Here is a 15,846-nt window from a genome sequence, read left to right as displayed (position 1 = left end):
GCGGCGGACGCAGCCGAAATCGGCCTTCCCAAATGGTCGTGCGCTATTCGCCGCGCAGACGCTGGTCGTCCTGCACCCGAACATGCTCGGCGCCGCGCGCTCCCGCGGGCGACAGCCGCAACATGCTCAGCGCCGCGCCGCAGAGCGCGAAGCCGACGCCGGTCAGCAACGCGATCCGGGTTCCCTCGATCGGATAGCGGCCGAGGAACAGCGCCACCAGCGCTGCGCCGGTGGTCTGGCCGAGCAGCCGCGCCGTCCCCAGCATGCCGCTGGCGCCGCCGGCACGCTCGCGCGGGGCGGCCGCGATCATGGTGCGGTTGTTGGGGGTCTGGAACAGGCCGAAGCCGGCGCCGGCCAGCGCCATCCGCCAGATCACGTCGAGCGGCGTGGGCGCCGCCGGCAACAAGGCGAGCGCAGCGAGGCCGCAGGCGAACAGCGTGAGGCCGATGCCGCCGAGCAGGCCGGCCGGATAATGCTCGACCAGGCGACCGGCGAGGGGAGCTGCGAACGCGACCGCGATCGGCCATGGCGTGATCAAGAGCCCCATATGCACCGCCGAATAGCCGAAGCGGCTTTGGAGGTAGAAGGGGATCGCGACGAAGGCCAGCATCTGCCCACAGAACGAGGCGATCGAGGTCGCAATCGACAGAGCGAACACCGGGATCCGCAACAGGTCGATCGGTAGCAGCGGCGAGGCCATGTGGGTCTCGCGGTAGATCAGCAGCGCGCCGGCGACGAGCGCGATGGCGAACTGCACGAGACAGGTGATCGCCGCTTCGCCATGACCGACGCTGTCGACGGCCGCGATGCCGACGCCGAAAGTGATCGCGGACAGCCCCGCGCTCTGCCAGTCGAAGGAATGGCTCGCAGGCGTGGTGTGCGGAAGGCTGCGCAGGCCCAGTACCAATGTCACCACTCCGAGCGGGACGTTGATAGCGAACAGCCAGGGCCAGCTGCCGAACGCGAGGATGCCGGCGGCGAGCGTCGGGCCGACCGCGGCCGAGAAGGCGACGACGAGGGCGTTGAGCCCGATGCCGCGGCCGAGCTGGCTGCGGGGATAAGTGAAACGCACCAGCGCCGCGTTGACGCTCATGATGCCGGCCGCGCCGAACCCCTGCACGATGCGTGCGATCGTGAGGAGCGGCAGCGTGTGCGCCAGCGCGCAGAATGCGGAGGCAAGCGTGAACAGCACCAGCCCGACCAGATAGACGCGGCGATAGCCGACGATCTCGCCGAGCGAAGCCAGCGGCAGCAGCGAGATCGTGATCGCGAGCTGGTAGCCGTTGACGATCCAGATCGAGAACGCCGGGCTGGCGTCGAGGTCGGCCGCGATCGTCGGCAGCGCGACATTGGCGATGGCGCTGTCGACCACTGCCATGATGATGCCGAGCGCAATGGTCAGGACCGCCTGGCTGCGCTGCGGCTGCGGCAGGCCGTCGGCGTGCTCCATGGGGGCTGGTGACATGATGGCGGCGGGCTTGATTCGAGCCGTGGTTCGTCTCCGGGTTAGGAAATTGCGAGATGCATCGCAACCCGGCAGGATACGGGCGGTTCCTGCGCCGGGCGCGGGTCTCCCGGCACCGCGGGCATGGGTCGGCACGGCCTCGCGGGTCACCAGCGCGAGGTCGACTTCCCAAACACATAGAGCGTGACGAGCCCAACCGTCACCGCGGTCGAAACGATCCGGATCGTGCGGTCCCAATCGATCCCGCTGCGCTCGGCGCGGTTGAGATTGAGAGCGGTGAACAGGGCCTTCATGGCAAATCGGCGCATCGGGAGTCTCGCGGGAGCCCACGATGCCACTGTCGGCGCGGGCCGGCTTGATGCAGTTCAAGCCGGACTGCGCCGCGCGCGGTCGCTACACCGCCGGCGGATTGCGGTCGGTGAAAGTTGTGCGCTGGTGCCAGTAAGGATAGGGCAGCGTCACCTTGCTCGCGGCATCGAGCTTTGCGACCTGGTCCTTGGTCAACGACCAGCCGACCGCGCCGAGATTTTCGCGCAGCTGCGTCTCGTTGCGTGCGCCGATGATCAGCGTCGAGACGGTCGGACGCTGCAGCAGCCAGTTCAGCGCGATCTGCGAGACGCTCTTGCCCGTTTCCTTGGCGACCTCGTCGATCGCGTCGACGACGCGGTAGACGTGCTCGTCCGGCACGGGTGGACCGAACTCGGCCGTCTTGGGCAAGCGGCTTATGTCAGGCTTTGGCTGGCCGCGGCGGATCTTTCCGGTGAGACGTCCCCACCCGAGCGGCGACCAGACCACCGCACCGAGGCCCTGGTCGAGGCCGAGCGGCATCAGCTCCCATTCGTAGTCGCGCCCGATCAGTGAATAATAGGTCTGGTTGGCGACGTAACGCGGGAAGCCATGCTTGTCGGCAACGCCAAGCGATTTCATCAGGTGCCAGCCCGAAAAGTTCGACACGCCGACGTAGCGGATCTTGCCGGCGCGCACGAGCACGTCGAGGGTGCTAAGCACCTCTTCAGGTGGCGTGAAGGCGTCGAAGCCGTGAAGCTGGAACAGGTCGATGTAATCGGTGCCGAGCCGGCTCAGCGAAGCATCGATGGCTGTGAGCAGATGCTGTCGCGACGACCCGATGTCGTTGGGGCCGTCGCCGAAGCGGAACGTCGCCTTGGTCGAGACCAAGACCTTGTCGCGGCGGCCCTTGATGGCTTCGCCGAGAACGCGCTCGGACTCGCCGAGCGAATAGACGTTCGCGGTGTCGAACATCGACACGCCCGCATCGAGGCAGATATCCAGAAGGCGCCGCGCTTCGGTCGCGTCAGTCGCGCCCCACGCAGCGAGGCGGCCAACGCCGCCGAAGGTGCCGGTCCCAAGACTCAAGGCGGGCACCATGAGGCCCGAGCGGCCCAAGCGTCGGTATTCCATCGATATGCTCCTCGGCTGGCCGCTGATTGATCCCCGCGGCCTCTGTGCGGATGGTAGAGCAAGCACGCGCCGTGTCCTACGCCGCGCTCACATACCGGCCCTGCTTGGGGACAGCCTGGTCGTGCAGACGCCTGAAGCGAAGGCTCGCACCAGTGGCTGCCCGGACCTCAATGCCGCGACTGGCTCTGCCGGAAGTCGCGCGGTGACATCCCGAAATGCTCGCGGAAGACGCGGCCGAAATGCGAGAGGTCGTTGAAGCCCCAGGCGAAGGCGATCTCGCTGATGTGGCGGCGAGCGAGCACGGGGGAGGCGAGGTCGCGCCTGCATTGAGCGAGGCGCTCACCGAGGACGTAGCGCTGGAACGAGGTATCCTCGTCGGCGAGGAGATCGTTGACATAACGGGACGAGATGCCGAGCGCCGCCGCTGTCTCGGACAGCGAGAGGTCGGGATCGGCAAGATGAGCCCGGATGTGCGCCTTCAGCCGGTAGAGCAGGGCGGAGCGATGGGTCGAGGACGGCAGCGGCGTCTTGCCCAGCCGTTCGCCCAGTGCCATCGCCAGGACATCGACGGCCTGTTCCGACAGAGCGGCGGCGTGGTGCGGATCGATCTGATCCGCGCTCTGGCAGAGCCGGTAGATGAAATCGTAGGCGATCCTCTGCAATGGCGAGTCCGGCCCGAAAGAGGTGGCGGTGAGAGTTTCGGTCGCGCCGAGCCGGCGCTGCAGCATCTCGCGCGGCACCTTGAAGATGGTCTGCGTGAAGGTGCCGTCGAATTTCAGCTCGTAGGGACGGGTGGTGTCATAGAGCGCAAGCTCTCCCGGATGCACCACGGCCTCGCGGCCGTCCTGCACCACGGCGCCGGCGCCGCGATTGCCGAGCGCGATCAGGATGAAATCCTGATCCGAGCGCGCGATGCGCGAGGGCGTGCGCAACACGTGTTGACGATCGGAGCAGACCTCGGAGCATTCCGTCTTGCCCAGGGATGCCCGGGTGACCGAGCCGCGAAAAGCGCTGCCAAGATCGGACTTGCAGTCGAGCCCGACGAAGACGTCGCAGACGATATCCTGCCAGAGCGCAAGCCGGCGGTGGCCTGGGCTGTCGTCTGTGGTGAACTGGATTGGCATCTGCAGAGCCTCCCTTTCACATCCCGCAACATCGCGCGTTGGCACAGGTCCCGCCTGGCCGGAGGCAAATCCCGTACCGGGCCGGCGTTTTCGTCCGGTCGAGTTTTTGTTCCGCCGCGGTAGAGCGCCCGCCGCCCAGCCTGGTCAAATAGACTGCATCGGACCTGGCTTCCGATCAACCGGCAAGGGAGGTGGGAATGGGCATCGAACACCCGAAATACAAGGTCGCGGTGGTGCAGGCGGCGCCCGCCTGGCTCGATCTCGACGCCTCGATCGACAAGTCGATCGCCCTGATCAGGGACGCCGCCGAGAAGGGCGCCAAGCTGATCGCCTTTCCGGAAGCCTTCATTCCCGGCTACCCCTGGCACATCTGGATGGATTCGCCGGCCTGGGCCATCGGCCGCGGCTTCGTGCAGCGCTATTTCGACAATTCGCTGTCCTATGACAGTCCGCAGGCCGGGCGGCTGCGCGACGCCGTGCGCAAGGCCAAGCTCACTGCCGTGCTAGGCCTGTCCGAGCGCGAGGGCGGCAGTCTTTATCTCGCGCAATGGCTGATCGGGCCGGATGGCGAGACCATTGCCAAGCGCCGCAAGCTGCGGCCGACCCATGCCGAGCGCACGGTCTATGGCGAGGGCGACGGCAGCGATCTCGCCGTGCACGCGCGGTCCGACATCGGCCGCATCGGCGCCCTGTGCTGCTGGGAGCATCTCCAGCCGCTGTCGAAATACGCAATGTATGCCCAGAACGAGCAGGTCCATGTCGCGGCTTGGCCGAGCTTTTCGCTCTACGATCCCTTCGCGCCGGCGCTCGGCGCCGAGGTGAACAACGCCGCCTCGCGCGTCTACGCTGTGGAGGGCTCCTGTTTCGTGCTCGCGCCTTGCGCAACGGTCTCGCAGGCGATGATCGACGAGCTCTGTGATCGGCCGGACAAGCATGCCCTGCTGCATGCCGGCGGTGGCTTCGCTGCGATCTACGGTCCCGATGGCAGCCAGATCGGCGACAAGCTCGCGCCGGACCAGGAGGGCCTCTTGATCGCCGAGATCGATCTTGGCGCCATCGGCGTCGCCAAGAATGCCGCTGATCCAGCCGGGCACTATTCGCGCCCCGACGTGACCCGGCTCCTGCTCAACAAGAAGCGATACCAGCGCGTCGAGCAGTTTGCGCTGCCGGTCGACACCGTCGAGCCCACGGACATCGCCGCGGCGGCGAGCTGATCGCCGGAATCGAACGGGAGGCACGATCATGGAATCCGCAATTCCTCTGCACCTCGAGACCCCGCGCACGCGCCACAAGCGCGTGCCGGACGATTACCAGCCGCCATACCCGTCCTTCGTGGCGCGCTATAAGCCTGCGGTGAACCGGGTCGCGATGGCCTATTTCGGCCTGCAATATCGCGGCACGGCGCCGGCGGCTGCGACGGACGCGCTCGCTGACATCGCGGCGCGGTTTGCCGCGGAAGGCGGTCCCTCGCATTGGGACCGCGCCCGCTATGTCGATCAGGCCGGCTGCGAGAACGTCGTCTCTGTGGCCTATTGGGACGACATTGCCAATTTCGACAAATGGTTTGGACCGGCGCGCGAGGCCTGGACCGGAACGCAGCCCGAGGGCATCGGCACTTTCATCGAGGTGCTGCGCCCCATTGTGGCGCGGCACGAGACGCTGTTCTCCTCGCTCGGCCGGCCCGAAGGCGTCGCGGTGATTGCGCAGGGCATGAGCGGCGAGGTGCAGGAGCACGCCTATTGGGGCGGCATGCGCGACCGCATCCCGCTGTCGCAGACCGATCCGATGTCGCCGGGGGGCAATCCCGAATTGATCCGCGACGGCGCGCGACTGCGCGTGCAGGCACACGACAATCTCTGCCTGATCCGATCAGGCCAGGATTGGAGCGATACCGAGACCTCGGAGCGAAAGCTCTATCTCGACGACGTCGAACCTGTGTTGCGCGAAGGCATGGATTTCCTGCGCGATGAGGGCTTTGGCATCGGCTGTTACGCCAATCGTTACATGCGCGTGCTTGCAGCCGGCGGGGACGCGAGTGAAAAGTCCTATGGTCAAAGCTGGTGGAAGAGCCTGGCGGCGCTGGAACGGTGGGCGGAATCGCATCCGACTCACGTCAAGATATTCGGAGCCGCGATGAAATACCTTTCGACGCTTGGCCCATCAGCAAAGCTGCGGCTCTATCACGAGGTCACTGTGGCGGCAGCCGACGAACAGTTCTTCGAGTACCTGAACTGTCACGCCAAGACCGGCATGCTGGCGGCGGTGGAGACCGTCGCCGCTTGATAGAGTTAGATCACGCAATGGCCGAGCAGCTCGGGATGCGCGGCGCAGATGTGATGCGCCCCGGCGTCCCGCAGCTCGGTCTCGCTGCCGTAGCCATAGAGCACGCCGATCGCGGTCATGCCGTTGGTGCGGGCGCCGACCACATCATGGCTGCGGTCGCCGATCATGATCGCGCTGGCGGGATCGACCCTGGCTTCGTGGAGCGCGTAGCGCAGCAGGTCACGCTTGTCGACGCGCGTGCCGTCGAGCTCGGAGCCGAATACGCGCTCGAAATACGATTTCAGGCCAAAATGCTCGACGATGCGGGTGGCGTAGACCGCGGGCTTGCTGGTCGCCACGAACATGCGCGGTGTGGTCGCAGCAAGCGTTGTCAGCGTGTCCATGATGCCGGCATAGGCTTCGTTCTCGAACAGGCCGACATCGCTGAAGCGCTCGCGATAGAGCAACAGCGCCCGGTCGGCGAGTTCCGCGCTGCCGGTGAGCTTTTCCAGGCTGGCATGCAGCGGCGGCCCGATGCACCAGGTCAGCTCGTCCTCGCTCGGCACCACGACGTTGAGCCGCTCGAGAGCGTACTGGATCGAGCGTGTGATCCCGGGCTTGGGGTCGGTCAGCGTGCCGTCGAGATCGAAATAGACTGTCACCATGTTGCCGCGCCTGTGTTGATGCCGCCTCTATTGCTTGACCTAAACGACGCCGTGGACCAAGGCAACGCGCAACAATTGCCATGCCGAAAATCGCCTTCTTGATACCGCGTATCCCTTAAATCTCGCTATTCGCGGGAGGGAAGCGTAGGGTCGCGCCATCACCGCCCTTCCATTGGCATCGACCGGTGACTGAGGGTCACCAGCGCTCCCGCCGACTGAGCAGGAGCGTGCATGACTCGGTTTCGTCTGGTCGACTGGATCCGCCGGGGAGCGCTTCTCGTCGCATTGATGCTTGGCGCATTGTTACTTGGCACACGGTCGCAAGGCGCTGCCGCGGCAGGGCCGGACTGCCGGGCGATCGAAAGCACGAGCGGACGTCTCGCCTGCTACGATGCTGCGTTTCCCCCGAAGGAAAAAAAGCCCGCTGCTGCGGAGAACGATGGGTCCCGTGCTGCCTACAAGGACCCGTTCGTGGCGGAAGAGGCCAGAACCGCAGCGAAGCTGAAGAACATCTGCCGCGGCTGTTGAGGGTTTCTCGTTCGCCGCGTTCTCGTTGATCGGCGAGTCCGAACGAGAGATCGAGACGAATTTTTTCAGGAGAGGCCGGATGAGCGAGCGACTTGAAACTCTGAAGAAGGCCCGTGATCGCATGATCGAGGACAGGGACGCGCATGCGAAAGTGCTGGCCGCTCCCTTTGTGCGCGACACGGCCGAGCGCGCGCGCAACAAGTTTATCGAGATCCAGGCGCTGATCGATGCCCTCGACCGCGCCATCCGGGGCGAAATCCCGGTTCCAGTCGAGAACTAGGGCGGTAGGCAGCGACACCAGCGGAGCGTTCACCGCAGCTGCCGCTACCGCTCCCTCATTGCTGTCTCGCCCATTCGACGATGGCGGTCGCCTCCGCGCCTGCCCGGGTTTCCCAGGCAGCGATCGCCTCCTTTGCTGCCTTCCGCAGCTCCGCGACAAGCAACGCAGGCGCCGGCTCCGCGATATGGACGCCATTGTCCCGCATGCGCCCATAGTTCTCGCTGGTGCGGTGGGTCAATAGCGCGAGCTGGCTCTGTTCTGTCTCGGCCGCCGCGGCCAGCACCTCGCGCTGCATCGGCTCGGACAGTTCGGCAAAGGCGTCGCTGCGGATGAAGGCGATCGAGATCGGCATCGCATAGTTGATGGCCGTGAAATGCGGCAGGAAGTCCCACAGCTTGCGCCCCGCGCCGCCGTCGCCGGAGGTGAGGAAGGCATTCAGCCGGTGCTCCTTCAGTCCGGCGAGCGCCGCGTCCATCGGCAGGAATTGCGCGTTTGCGCCGGCCGCGCGCATGACCGCGGTGGAATTGGCATCGTAGGTGCGCAAGTTCAGTTTGGGCAAATCGTCGGCACCGTCGAGCGGCCGCTCCGACCAGAGGCCCGTGGCCGGCCAGATCGTCACATAGAGCAGCTTGAGGCCGCGTGCCGCGAGCACCTTCTCATAGAGCGGGCGCGCCCGCAGATTGGCGGCGCGGGCGAGATCCACCGATTGCACCAGGAAGGGCAGGGTAGACAATCCGAGCACAGGGTCGAGGCCCGAGAGCGCGCCCGCGAAGGCATCGCCGCCCGCGATCCGGCCGTCCAGCGCCGCGCGCGGCATCTCGCCCGAGTTGATCTTGAGCTGGTTGTCGAAGGCGTTTGTCACGGTTACGAAACCGTGGGTACGGTCGGAGACGCGGCTGGCGAAAGTCGCGAGTCCAATCCCGGAGATATTATTCTCGGGGTATTCCGTGGTCATCCGCCAAGTGACCTGGGATGCGATCTGAGACGCCACCTGCGCCGCGGCTGGCGCGACGCTCAGGATGAATACGGCGAGGACAAGGATCGCGCGGATCCGTTTGGCGGGGTAACGCATTGGGAGAAGCAGGTCAGGCAGCATATATTGGCAACTCGTCGAACCATGGCACGATGCCACAACATGGCAGATCACACTGTCGCATGCCGCGCCGAGGCGCGCCACCGCCATGCCTGCACAGGATGGGTGCAGATGGCGATGTGCATCATCCCCGCGCTGCTTGTCTCGGCGACACAGGCGGCGGCGTGGGACAGTTCGCCCGCCAAGACCGATGTCGCTGTCCCCAGCGTCGAAGAGCTCGCGACGCCGCCGGCGAAGCCCGCGGACGCGCGGGAGAGCGACACGCGGGAATCGATCTGCCTGATCGTCGAGGCCGCGGCGCGCGATGCCAATCTGCCGCTGGAGTTCTTCGCCCGCGTGATCTGGCAAGAGAGCCGCTTCCAGGCCGATGCGGTGGGGCCCATGACGCGCAGCGGCGAACACGCGCAAGGGATCGCGCAATTCATGCCGGGCACCGCGAGCGAGCGAGGGCTGCTCAATCCCTTCAATCCGGTGCAGGCGCTGCCGAAATCGGCGGAATTTCTGAACGAGCTGCGCAACCAGTTCGGCAATCTCGGCCTGGCGGCGGCCGCCTACAATGCCGGGCCGCGCCGGGTGCAGGAATGGCTCGCCGGCGCCGGTGGCATGCCGGAGCAGACCCGCAATTACGTTCTTGCCATCACTGGCACGAGCGTCGATGCCTGGGCCAAGGCGGGCGCGACCGGCAAGGGGCCGCCGAGCGCGCCGCCGACGAGCTGTCGCGATCTGATGGCGCTTTTGAAGCGCGCGCCAAATGCCTTCGTCGCCGAGCTCGAGCAGCATGTGGAGCTCGCGGCTGCAAAGATCTGGGGCGTGCAGCTCGCCGCCGGCTTCGACCGCAACCGGGCGCTGGCGATGTATTCCCGCGCGGTCACGCGGCTGAGCGCCGTGATCGGCGAACGTGATCCGAGCCTGCTCAGCTCAGTGATGCGCAGCCGCGGCACGCGCGCCTTCTATCAGGTGCGGATCGGCGCCGATACGCGGAGCGAGGCGGATGAACTCTGTGGTCGCATCCGCAAGGCCGGCGGGGCGTGCTTCGTGCTGAAGAACCGAGGTGTGAGCGGGTAGGGCACGCGCCGCGAAATGACAGCCACGCGTGCATGCCAGCCCCGCCGCGCGCTTTCTTGACGCCAGCCGCCGGATTGCCCGTTATGCAGGCACGATTCCTCACCGGCCAAGACTCCCGTGGCGCTTCCTCCGCTCGATTCACCTCAATGGCAAAGTCCCTGGCGCGCCTTTGCGTGGGGACTGCGCTCGATCACGCAGACAATCCTCACCCTCGTCCTGTTCGCGACCTATCTCGGCATCGGCGCGCTCGCCCACGACACACATTTCAGCCTCCTCTGGGCGCTTTGCTCGACGCTGTTCGTCTGGGCGGGGCCGGCGCAGATCATCCTGATCACCACGCTCGGCTCAGGCGCGACGATCGTCCAGTCCGCGATCGCGGTCACCGTCAGTGCGATCCGGCTGTTTCCGATGGTGGTCTCGGTGCTGCCCTTGATGCGCACGCCGACGACGAAGCGGCGCGAACTGTTTTTCGCGGCGCATCTCACCGCGGTGACACTGTGGGTCGAATGCCATCGCTTCCTGCCGCAGGTGCCGCGTGAACGCCGCATCGCCTTCGTCAACGGACTTGGCTTCGGTCTTGTCTCGGTGTGTCTCACCGCCAACACGGTCGGCTATTTCCTTGCCGCGAATCTGACCCAGACGCTTGGCGCGGCGATCCTGCTGCTGACGCCGCTGTCGTTCCTGTTCTCGACCGCACGCAACAGCCGGGAGGTCGCCGACGTCGTCGCCCTGGCGCTTGGGGTTCTGCTCTATCCGCTGGCTGCGAAGATGAACTCCGGCCTCGACATCCTCGTCAGCGGCCTCGTGGCGGGCACGATTGCCTATGGTGTGCATTGGTGGCGGGAGGTGCGCGCATGAGCTTTGCGCAGCTCATTGGCGACTGGCACGCGCTGGCGGTGCTGTTCGTCGCCGGCGTCGTTCCCAACCAGATATGGCGCATGCTCGGCCTGTGGTTCGGCGGCGGCATCGACGAGGGCTCCGAGCTTCTGGTCTGGGTACGGGCGGTCGCCACCGCGATCCTGGCCGGCGTCATCGCCCAGATCGTGGTCGAGCCGCCCGGGGCGCTCGCGAGCGTGCCGGATGCCTTGCGCTACGGTGCGGTCGGCGCCGGCCTCGTCGTCTTCCTGCTGACCCGCCGCTCGATCTTTGCTGGCGTGGTCGCGGGCGAAGTCTTCATGCTGGCCGGCAAGTGGTGGTTGGGCTAAAACCGCCGGCGAACAGCAGGGAATTGGAAATATGGTTCGCGAAAACCAGCTCCGCGAGGGTGAAGTCTCCATCGAGCTGCCGCCGACGCAGGATGCCGGCCTCGTCTTCATCGGCCGCATCCGCACGCCCTGGACTTCGCGGATGGAGACCCCGCGCCAAGGCCGGCATGACGGCCCGATTTGTCGGCTCGAGGTCTTCGAGCCGTTTGTGCCGGCGATCAAGGGCGTCGATTTCTACAGCAATCTCGAAGTGCTCTACTGGCTCGACAAGTCCCGCCGTGACATCATCTTGCAAAGCCCTAAGAACAACGAGAAGACCCGCGGCACGTTTTCGCTGCGCTCACCGGTGCGCCCCAATCCGATCGGCACGTCGATCGTGAAGCTGGTCGGCATAGAGGGCAACGCGATTCTGGTGCGCGGGCTCGATTGCCTCGACAACACGCCGCTGATCGACATCAAGCCGGATCGTTGCGAGTTTACGCCGCTGGCTGCGCCGCAGCCGGGAGATTTCCAGACGGAGTGAGGGGGCGGCGATCGTAGCCCGCATGGAGCGAAGCGGAATGCGGGAAGGTCCCGGATTGCGCTCCACTCCATCCGGGCTACAGGGCTGATAGCTAGCCCGCCTTCAGCGCTGCGATCAGCTTGGTCGCGTTCTCTTCCAGCACCTTGACGTCTTCCTTGCGGCTGGCGGGCGGAAGCATCGCCACGCCATCGTGGCGCGGCATCACGTGCATGTGGAGATGAAACACCACCTGTCCGCCGGCCGCCTCGTTGAACTGCTGCACGGTGATGCCGTCGGCGTTGAACGCGGTCATCGCTGCGGCTGCGATCTTGTGCGCGCCGCGGGCGACATGGGCGTAGTCATCAGGCTTGATGTCGAGGATGTTGCGGGCAGGGGCTTTTGGAATCACCAGCGTGTGGCCAGGTACCCGCGGCATGATGTCGAGGAAGGCGAGCACGTGTTCATCCTCGTAAACCTTGTGGCAGGAGAATTCGCCGCGCAGGATCTTTGCGAAGATGTTGTCGGGGTCGTAGGCGGTCATGGCGGCGGCTCCTCGAAACTTTGCGCTTACTGTCACCAGCCGCGGGGGACCGTCAAGGCGCCTCGTCGGCGCCTTTGCGGAACGGGCCGAGCTCGGCCAGCTCCCGTCCGGCTTCCGCGATATAGGCGCGCTCGCGCTTGAGGTAATCGTCGATCGCGCGGCGCAAGCCCGGATCGGCGATGAAGTGAGCCGAGTGGGTGGTCCGGGGCAGGTAGCCGCGTGCGATCTTGTGCTCGCCCTGCGCGCCGGCCTCGACATTCCCCAGGCCGCGTTTGATGGCGAAGTCGATCGCCTGATAATAGCAGACCTCGAAATGCAGGAAGGGATGATGCTCGACCGCGCCCCAGTTGCGGCCGAACAGCGTGTCCGAGCCGATGAAGTTGATCGCGCCCGCGATCCAGCGGTCGTTGCGACGGGCCATCACCAGCAGCACGTCATCGCTCATGGTCTCGCCGATCAGCGAAAAGAATTCGCGGGTGAGGTACGGCCGGCCCCATTTGCGCGAGCCGGTCTCCATGTAGAACATGAAAAACGCATCCCATGCGTCTTCCGTTATGTCTTTGCCTGTAAGCCAGTGGATCGTGACGCCGGCTGCCAGCGCATCGCGCCGTTCGCGCTTGATCGATTTGCGGTGGCGGGAGTTCAGCGTCGCCAGGAAATCGTCGAAACTCGCAAAGCCTTCGTTGTGCCAGTGGAACTGCTGGTCGGTGCGCTGGAGAAAGCCGTGCTGGGCGAGCAGCTTCCATTCCGCCTCGAGGGCGAAAGTGACGTGCACCGAGGAAGCCTTGCTGACTCCGCATAGCGCCACGAGCCCGCTCGCCAGGGCCTCCGTGATGCGCTCGCGGTCAACGCCCTCGCGGACCAGCAGCCGCGGTCCCGTGGCCGGCGTGAAGGGAACCGAAACCTGCAGCTTCGGATAGTACCGGCCGCCGGCGCGCTCATAGGCATCGGCCCAGCCGCGGTCGAAGACATATTCGCCTTGCGAGTGCGATTTCAGATAGCAGGGTACGACGCCGGCGACGCGACCGTCGATCTTGGCCACGAGATGCCGCGGTCCCCAGCCGGTGCGGATCGTGGCCGAACCCGATTTCTCAACGGCCGATAGAAACGCATGGGAAACGAACGGGTTATAGGCGGGCTTTGAGAGGCCGTGGGAATCGTCTGGGAGCCCGGATGCGGTTCCCTCGCCATGCCCGTTACAAGACTTGCCGGGATTGGCGCAGGCGTCCCAGTCGTCCGGCGATACTTCGCCAATGGAAGGTACGGCCTCAAGGGTGATTTCGGATGGTGCCATCGTGCCCAAGATCGTGCATTGCAGCAGCGACTTCAAGAGTGGGAAACATCAAGCCTACGGTACGAAGCCCTCGAAGATCATCTGATCCGCATGTTGCGCGACCCGCGCCCGCTGCTCGGTCGTGCGCACGGTCCAGCCGAGCAGGGCGCAGCCGAACACATTGCGGGCGATCCAGGGGGCAGGGGCGGGCAGGTCGTCGACCCTGAAGGCGACGAACTGCGGCTGGGTCTGGAAGCCGTGGCGCAGGTACAGCATGCTGTCGCGCTGCGGCTGGGTCAGGTAAGCCCAGTATTCGTCGTGATAGCTCCGCTGCGCGACGATGCCGCGCGGGCGGGAGGGCAGCAGCTCGCGCAGCGCCAGCACCTGGTCCGGGTCGAAGGACATGCCGACGGCTGGGCCGTCATAGGACGCCAGCACCTCGGCCATCCGCTTTACCAGCTTGCGGTCGCCATCAAAATGGCTCTTGACTTCGATCACCAGCGGCACGCGGCCGGCGACCAGGCCGCAGAGGTCGCTGAGCGACATCATCCGCTCGGCCGTGTCCTTGAACGTCAGCGCCTTCAGCTCAGTGGCGGTCTTGTCGACCAGCGGGCCGGTGGCTTCGGTGAGGCGGCCGAGCGCATGGTCGTGATGGACCATGGCCTCGCCGTCGGCGGAGAGCTGGATGTCGACCTCGATCGAGAAATTGCTCTCAATCGCGGCCTGTACCGCGCCCGGCATGTTCTCGACGATGCCACGGGAAATGTCGTGCAGGCCGCGATGGGCGACCGGGCGGGCTGTCAGCCAATCAGGAGCGCGCATTCGCCTCAGGCGACCTCGAACACGCCTTCGACCTCGACCGCCGCATCCGCGGGCAGGGAGGCGACGCCGACGGTGGTGCGGGCATGACGGCCCTTGTCACCGAAGGCGGCGACCATCAGGTCGGAGGCGCCGTTGAGGACCTTCGGGCCGTCCAGAAAGTCCGGCGCCGAGTTGATGAACCCGCCGAGGCGCACCACACGCACGACCTTGTCGAGGTCGCCGAGCGCCGCCTTGACCTGGGCGAGCAGGTTGACGGCGCAGCCGCGGGCAGCCGCGGCGCCATCTTCGATGGTCACGCCAGCGCCGAGCTTGCCCTTGGCGATCAGCTTGCCGGCCGGATCGAAGCAAACCTGGCCCGAGACGAACAGCAGATTGCCGGTGCGCACGAACGGCACGTAATTGGCCACGGGAGTGGGGGCCTCGTGCAGCTTGATGCCCTGTTCCGCCAGCTTCTGCTCGACCGTGCCCGCCATGTCCGACCTCGTTGTCCAAAAATCCATCCGCCCGGGCGCATCCCTTGCAGCGCGGGCGGGCCCTGTTTCGCCCATCGTGCCGCCACATGCAAGCAACCGCCGGGGGTGGCAATTTGTTGAGGCAGGGCAGGAGGTTCAACCCAAGGGCCGCAACTTTACGTGAAACGGCCTCAGTTGCGACGCAATGGAACGGTCATTAAAATGTCGAATCTGCGCTTTCCCCAAGGGACCAGACATGCTGCACCTTTTCCGGACTTCGCTCGGTGTGACGGCGCTCGCGGCGGCCGCTCTCGGCCCCGGAGGCGGGGCGCTGGCCGCGAACGGTCCGTTTCTCGCGCATCAGGCGCTCTATGATTTGAGCCTGGTGAAATCGCGCTCCAATTCAATCAACAGCGCGCGCGGCCGCATCCTCTACAATTTCACGGGAAGTTCGTGCGAGGGCTACACCTCCGAATTCCGCCAGGTCTCCGAGCTCGACAGCGGCGAGGGCAAGGTCACGCTCAGCGACCTCCGCTCCAATTCCTGGGAGGACGCCGGCGGCAAAAGCTACCGCTTCAAGATCGAGACCCGGATGAATGAGGCGGATGCCGGCCGGGTCGACGGCTCGGCCGAGCGCGACGGCGACCACATCAACGTCAAGCTGAAGCTGCCGGCGCCGAAGAGTTTCACGCTCGACGGCAAGATCGTGTTTCCGACCGAACAGATCCAGCGCATCATTGCCGCCGCGAAGGACGGCAAGTCGCTGCTCGAGCTCTCCGTCTATGATGGCTCCGACGATGGCCAGAAGGTCTACAACACGCTGACCGTGATCGGCCAGCCGATCCCGGCCGAGCGCGAAGGTTCGCCCGATCCCTCAACGTCCGATGAGCACATGAAGTCGCTCAAGCGCTGGCCCGTCACTGTCAGCTATTTCGACCGCGAGGCCCAGCAGAAGGAAGGCGAGCAGACGCCGGTCTACGCGATGGCATTCGAGCTCTACGAGAACGGCGTCTCGCGCCAGCTCGTGCTCGATTACAACGATTTTGTGATTTCGGGCGCGATGGGGAAGTTCGACGCGAAGGACAGCAAGCCCTGCAATTGAGGGGTCCGCTGGGTACCTCGCTCTCCACCATCACCGTCACCCTGAGGT

Annotated in this window: 19 protein-coding genes; 9 read left to right on the top strand and 10 right to left on the bottom strand. The window is 65.6% G+C overall.

Going from position 1 to position 15,846, the window contains the following annotated elements:
* Positions 1-43 precede the first annotated feature (43 nt).
* From BRA471DRAFT_RS22245 to BRA471DRAFT_RS22235, 4 genes are all read right to left on the bottom strand, one after another.
* Complete coding sequence (locus BRA471DRAFT_RS22245) at positions 44-1,465, bottom strand: MFS transporter (RefSeq protein WP_050992656.1); 1,422 nt, start codon at positions 1,463-1,465, stop codon at positions 44-46.
* Positions 1,466-1,611: 146 nt separating this feature from the next.
* Positions 1,612-1,773 carry a hypothetical protein gene (locus BRA471DRAFT_RS39025; RefSeq protein WP_007611331.1) on the bottom strand — a complete coding sequence of 54 codons (162 nt, stop codon included), beginning with the start codon at positions 1,771-1,773 and terminating at the stop codon, positions 1,612-1,614.
* Positions 1,774-1,858: 85 nt separating this feature from the next.
* Complete coding sequence (locus tag BRA471DRAFT_RS22240; RefSeq protein ID WP_007611329.1) at positions 1,859-2,884, bottom strand: aldo/keto reductase; 1,026 nt, start codon at positions 2,882-2,884, stop codon at positions 1,859-1,861.
* A 167-nt stretch (positions 2,885-3,051) separates the two neighbouring features.
* The gene (locus tag BRA471DRAFT_RS22235; protein WP_007611328.1) at positions 3,052-4,008 is read right to left on the bottom strand and encodes a helix-turn-helix domain-containing protein; all 957 of its coding nucleotides are present in this window, start codon (positions 4,006-4,008) and stop codon (positions 3,052-3,054) included.
* Between the two features lie 197 nt (positions 4,009-4,205).
* Between BRA471DRAFT_RS22235 and BRA471DRAFT_RS22230 the strand changes: the two genes are divergently transcribed.
* Positions 4,206-5,222 (top strand): carbon-nitrogen hydrolase family protein, encoded by a 1,017-nt coding sequence (locus tag BRA471DRAFT_RS22230; RefSeq protein ID WP_007611326.1) that lies wholly within the window; start codon positions 4,206-4,208, stop codon positions 5,220-5,222.
* 28 nt (positions 5,223-5,250) lie between these two features.
* Positions 5,251-6,291, top strand: a complete 1,041-nt coding sequence (locus BRA471DRAFT_RS22225) for a phenylacetaldoxime dehydratase family protein (protein ID WP_007611324.1) — start codon at positions 5,251-5,253, stop codon at positions 6,289-6,291.
* 5 nt (positions 6,292-6,296) lie between these two features.
* Here BRA471DRAFT_RS22225 and BRA471DRAFT_RS22220 read toward each other — a convergent pair whose 3' ends face one another.
* Complete coding sequence (locus BRA471DRAFT_RS22220) at positions 6,297-6,935, bottom strand: HAD family hydrolase (protein WP_007611323.1); 639 nt, start codon at positions 6,933-6,935, stop codon at positions 6,297-6,299.
* Between the two features lie 231 nt (positions 6,936-7,166).
* Between BRA471DRAFT_RS22220 and BRA471DRAFT_RS22215 the strand changes: the two genes are divergently transcribed.
* Complete coding sequence (locus BRA471DRAFT_RS22215) at positions 7,167-7,463, top strand: hypothetical protein (protein WP_007611322.1); 297 nt, start codon at positions 7,167-7,169, stop codon at positions 7,461-7,463.
* Between the two features lie 79 nt (positions 7,464-7,542).
* Positions 7,543-7,743: a hypothetical protein gene (locus BRA471DRAFT_RS22210; protein WP_007611321.1), complete on the top strand. Its 201-nt coding sequence runs from the start codon at positions 7,543-7,545 to the stop codon at positions 7,741-7,743.
* A gap of 55 nt (positions 7,744-7,798) precedes the next feature.
* On the opposite strand, the gene BRA471DRAFT_RS22205 is transcribed toward BRA471DRAFT_RS22210, so the two are convergent.
* Positions 7,799-8,839, bottom strand: coding sequence for a TRAP transporter substrate-binding protein (locus BRA471DRAFT_RS22205; RefSeq protein WP_007611320.1), 1,041 nt, complete (start codon positions 8,837-8,839; stop codon positions 7,799-7,801).
* 108 nt (positions 8,840-8,947) lie between these two features.
* Here BRA471DRAFT_RS22205 and BRA471DRAFT_RS22200 point away from each other — a divergent pair, with 108 nt between their 5' ends.
* The 4 genes from BRA471DRAFT_RS22200 to tsaA all read left to right on the top strand — a co-directional run bounded on the left by BRA471DRAFT_RS22200 (position 8,948) and on the right by tsaA (position 11,629).
* Positions 8,948-9,901, top strand: coding sequence for a lytic transglycosylase domain-containing protein (locus BRA471DRAFT_RS22200; protein ID WP_007611319.1), 954 nt, complete (start codon positions 8,948-8,950; stop codon positions 9,899-9,901).
* A 117-nt stretch (positions 9,902-10,018) separates the two neighbouring features.
* Positions 10,019-10,759, top strand: a complete 741-nt coding sequence (locus BRA471DRAFT_RS22195; protein ID WP_007611302.1) for an AzlC family ABC transporter permease — start codon at positions 10,019-10,021, stop codon at positions 10,757-10,759.
* Entirely contained in the window at positions 10,756-11,106 is a 351-nt protein-coding gene (locus BRA471DRAFT_RS22190; protein ID WP_007603256.1) for an AzlD domain-containing protein, read from the top strand. Before BRA471DRAFT_RS22195 ends, BRA471DRAFT_RS22190 begins: the two co-directional genes overlap by 4 nt.
* Positions 11,107-11,137: 31 nt before the next feature.
* Positions 11,138-11,629, top strand: a complete 492-nt coding sequence (gene tsaA, locus BRA471DRAFT_RS22185; protein ID WP_007611298.1) for a tRNA (N6-threonylcarbamoyladenosine(37)-N6)-methyltransferase TrmO — start codon at positions 11,138-11,140, stop codon at positions 11,627-11,629.
* Between the two features lie 91 nt (positions 11,630-11,720).
* Here the strand turns inward: tsaA and BRA471DRAFT_RS22180 are convergent, their stop codons facing one another.
* Genes BRA471DRAFT_RS22180 through BRA471DRAFT_RS22165 form a run of 4 tightly spaced genes read right to left on the bottom strand, consistent with a single transcriptional unit; the run spans position 11,721 to position 14,717 of the window.
* Positions 11,721-12,149: an HIT family protein gene (locus BRA471DRAFT_RS22180; RefSeq protein ID WP_007611297.1), complete on the bottom strand. Its 429-nt coding sequence runs from the start codon at positions 12,147-12,149 to the stop codon at positions 11,721-11,723.
* 52 nt (positions 12,150-12,201) lie between these two features.
* Positions 12,202-13,443, bottom strand: a complete 1,242-nt coding sequence (locus tag BRA471DRAFT_RS22175; protein WP_007611290.1) for a GNAT family N-acetyltransferase — start codon at positions 13,441-13,443, stop codon at positions 12,202-12,204.
* Positions 13,444-13,497: 54 nt separating this feature from the next.
* On the bottom strand, positions 13,498-14,244 hold the full coding sequence (locus BRA471DRAFT_RS22170; protein WP_007611288.1) for a glycerophosphodiester phosphodiesterase: 747 nt from the start codon (positions 14,242-14,244) through the stop codon (positions 13,498-13,500).
* A gap of 5 nt (positions 14,245-14,249) precedes the next feature.
* Complete coding sequence (locus tag BRA471DRAFT_RS22165; RefSeq protein WP_007611287.1) at positions 14,250-14,717, bottom strand: RidA family protein; 468 nt, start codon at positions 14,715-14,717, stop codon at positions 14,250-14,252.
* Positions 14,718-14,952: 235 nt separating this feature from the next.
* On the opposite strand from BRA471DRAFT_RS22165, the gene BRA471DRAFT_RS22160 reads away from it, so the two are divergent.
* The gene (locus BRA471DRAFT_RS22160) at positions 14,953-15,798 is read left to right on the top strand and encodes a cell envelope integrity EipB family protein (protein WP_007611285.1); all 846 of its coding nucleotides are present in this window, start codon (positions 14,953-14,955) and stop codon (positions 15,796-15,798) included.
* Positions 15,799-15,846: the final 48 nt, after the last annotated feature.

The sequence above is a fragment of the Bradyrhizobium sp. WSM471 genome, assembly GCF_000244915.1.
GTDB lineage: Bacteria > Pseudomonadota > Alphaproteobacteria > Rhizobiales > Xanthobacteraceae > Bradyrhizobium.
The sequence above is the reverse complement of the archived record's forward strand: the minus strand, read 5'-3'. Positions and strand labels throughout refer to the sequence as shown.

Bases quoted from the DNA above. Each gene is read 5' to 3' on its own strand.
- BRA471DRAFT_RS22245 (WP_050992656.1), bottom strand. From the start codon at position 1,465: ATGTCACCAGCCCCCATGGAGCACGCCGACGGCCTGCCGCAGCCGCAG.
- BRA471DRAFT_RS39025 (WP_007611331.1), bottom strand. From the start codon at position 1,773: ATGCGCCGATTTGCCATGAAGGCCCTGTTCACCGCTCTCAATCTCAAC.
- BRA471DRAFT_RS22240 (WP_007611329.1), bottom strand. From the start codon at position 2,884: ATGGAATACCGACGCTTGGGCCGCTCGGGCCTCATGGTGCCCGCCTTG.
- BRA471DRAFT_RS22235 (WP_007611328.1), bottom strand. From the start codon at position 4,008: ATGCCAATCCAGTTCACCACAGACGACAGCCCAGGCCACCGCCGGCTT.
- BRA471DRAFT_RS22230 (WP_007611326.1), top strand. From the start codon at position 4,206: ATGGGCATCGAACACCCGAAATACAAGGTCGCGGTGGTGCAGGCGGCG.
- BRA471DRAFT_RS22225 (WP_007611324.1), top strand. From the start codon at position 5,251: ATGGAATCCGCAATTCCTCTGCACCTCGAGACCCCGCGCACGCGCCAC.
- BRA471DRAFT_RS22220 (WP_007611323.1), bottom strand. From the start codon at position 6,935: ATGGTGACAGTCTATTTCGATCTCGACGGCACGCTGACCGACCCCAAG.
- BRA471DRAFT_RS22215 (WP_007611322.1), top strand. From the start codon at position 7,167: ATGACTCGGTTTCGTCTGGTCGACTGGATCCGCCGGGGAGCGCTTCTC.
- BRA471DRAFT_RS22210 (WP_007611321.1), top strand. From the start codon at position 7,543: ATGAGCGAGCGACTTGAAACTCTGAAGAAGGCCCGTGATCGCATGATC.
- BRA471DRAFT_RS22205 (WP_007611320.1), bottom strand. From the start codon at position 8,839: ATGCTGCCTGACCTGCTTCTCCCAATGCGTTACCCCGCCAAACGGATC.
- BRA471DRAFT_RS22200 (WP_007611319.1), top strand. From the start codon at position 8,948: ATGGCGATGTGCATCATCCCCGCGCTGCTTGTCTCGGCGACACAGGCG.
- BRA471DRAFT_RS22190 (WP_007603256.1), top strand. From the start codon at position 10,756: ATGAGCTTTGCGCAGCTCATTGGCGACTGGCACGCGCTGGCGGTGCTG.
- tsaA (WP_007611298.1), top strand. From the start codon at position 11,138: ATGGTTCGCGAAAACCAGCTCCGCGAGGGTGAAGTCTCCATCGAGCTG.
- BRA471DRAFT_RS22180 (WP_007611297.1), bottom strand. From the start codon at position 12,149: ATGACCGCCTACGACCCCGACAACATCTTCGCAAAGATCCTGCGCGGC.
- BRA471DRAFT_RS22175 (WP_007611290.1), bottom strand. From the start codon at position 13,443: ATGGCACCATCCGAAATCACCCTTGAGGCCGTACCTTCCATTGGCGAA.
- BRA471DRAFT_RS22170 (WP_007611288.1), bottom strand. From the start codon at position 14,244: ATGCGCGCTCCTGATTGGCTGACAGCCCGCCCGGTCGCCCATCGCGGC.
- BRA471DRAFT_RS22165 (WP_007611287.1), bottom strand. From the start codon at position 14,717: ATGGCGGGCACGGTCGAGCAGAAGCTGGCGGAACAGGGCATCAAGCTG.
- BRA471DRAFT_RS22160 (WP_007611285.1), top strand. From the start codon at position 14,953: ATGCTGCACCTTTTCCGGACTTCGCTCGGTGTGACGGCGCTCGCGGCG.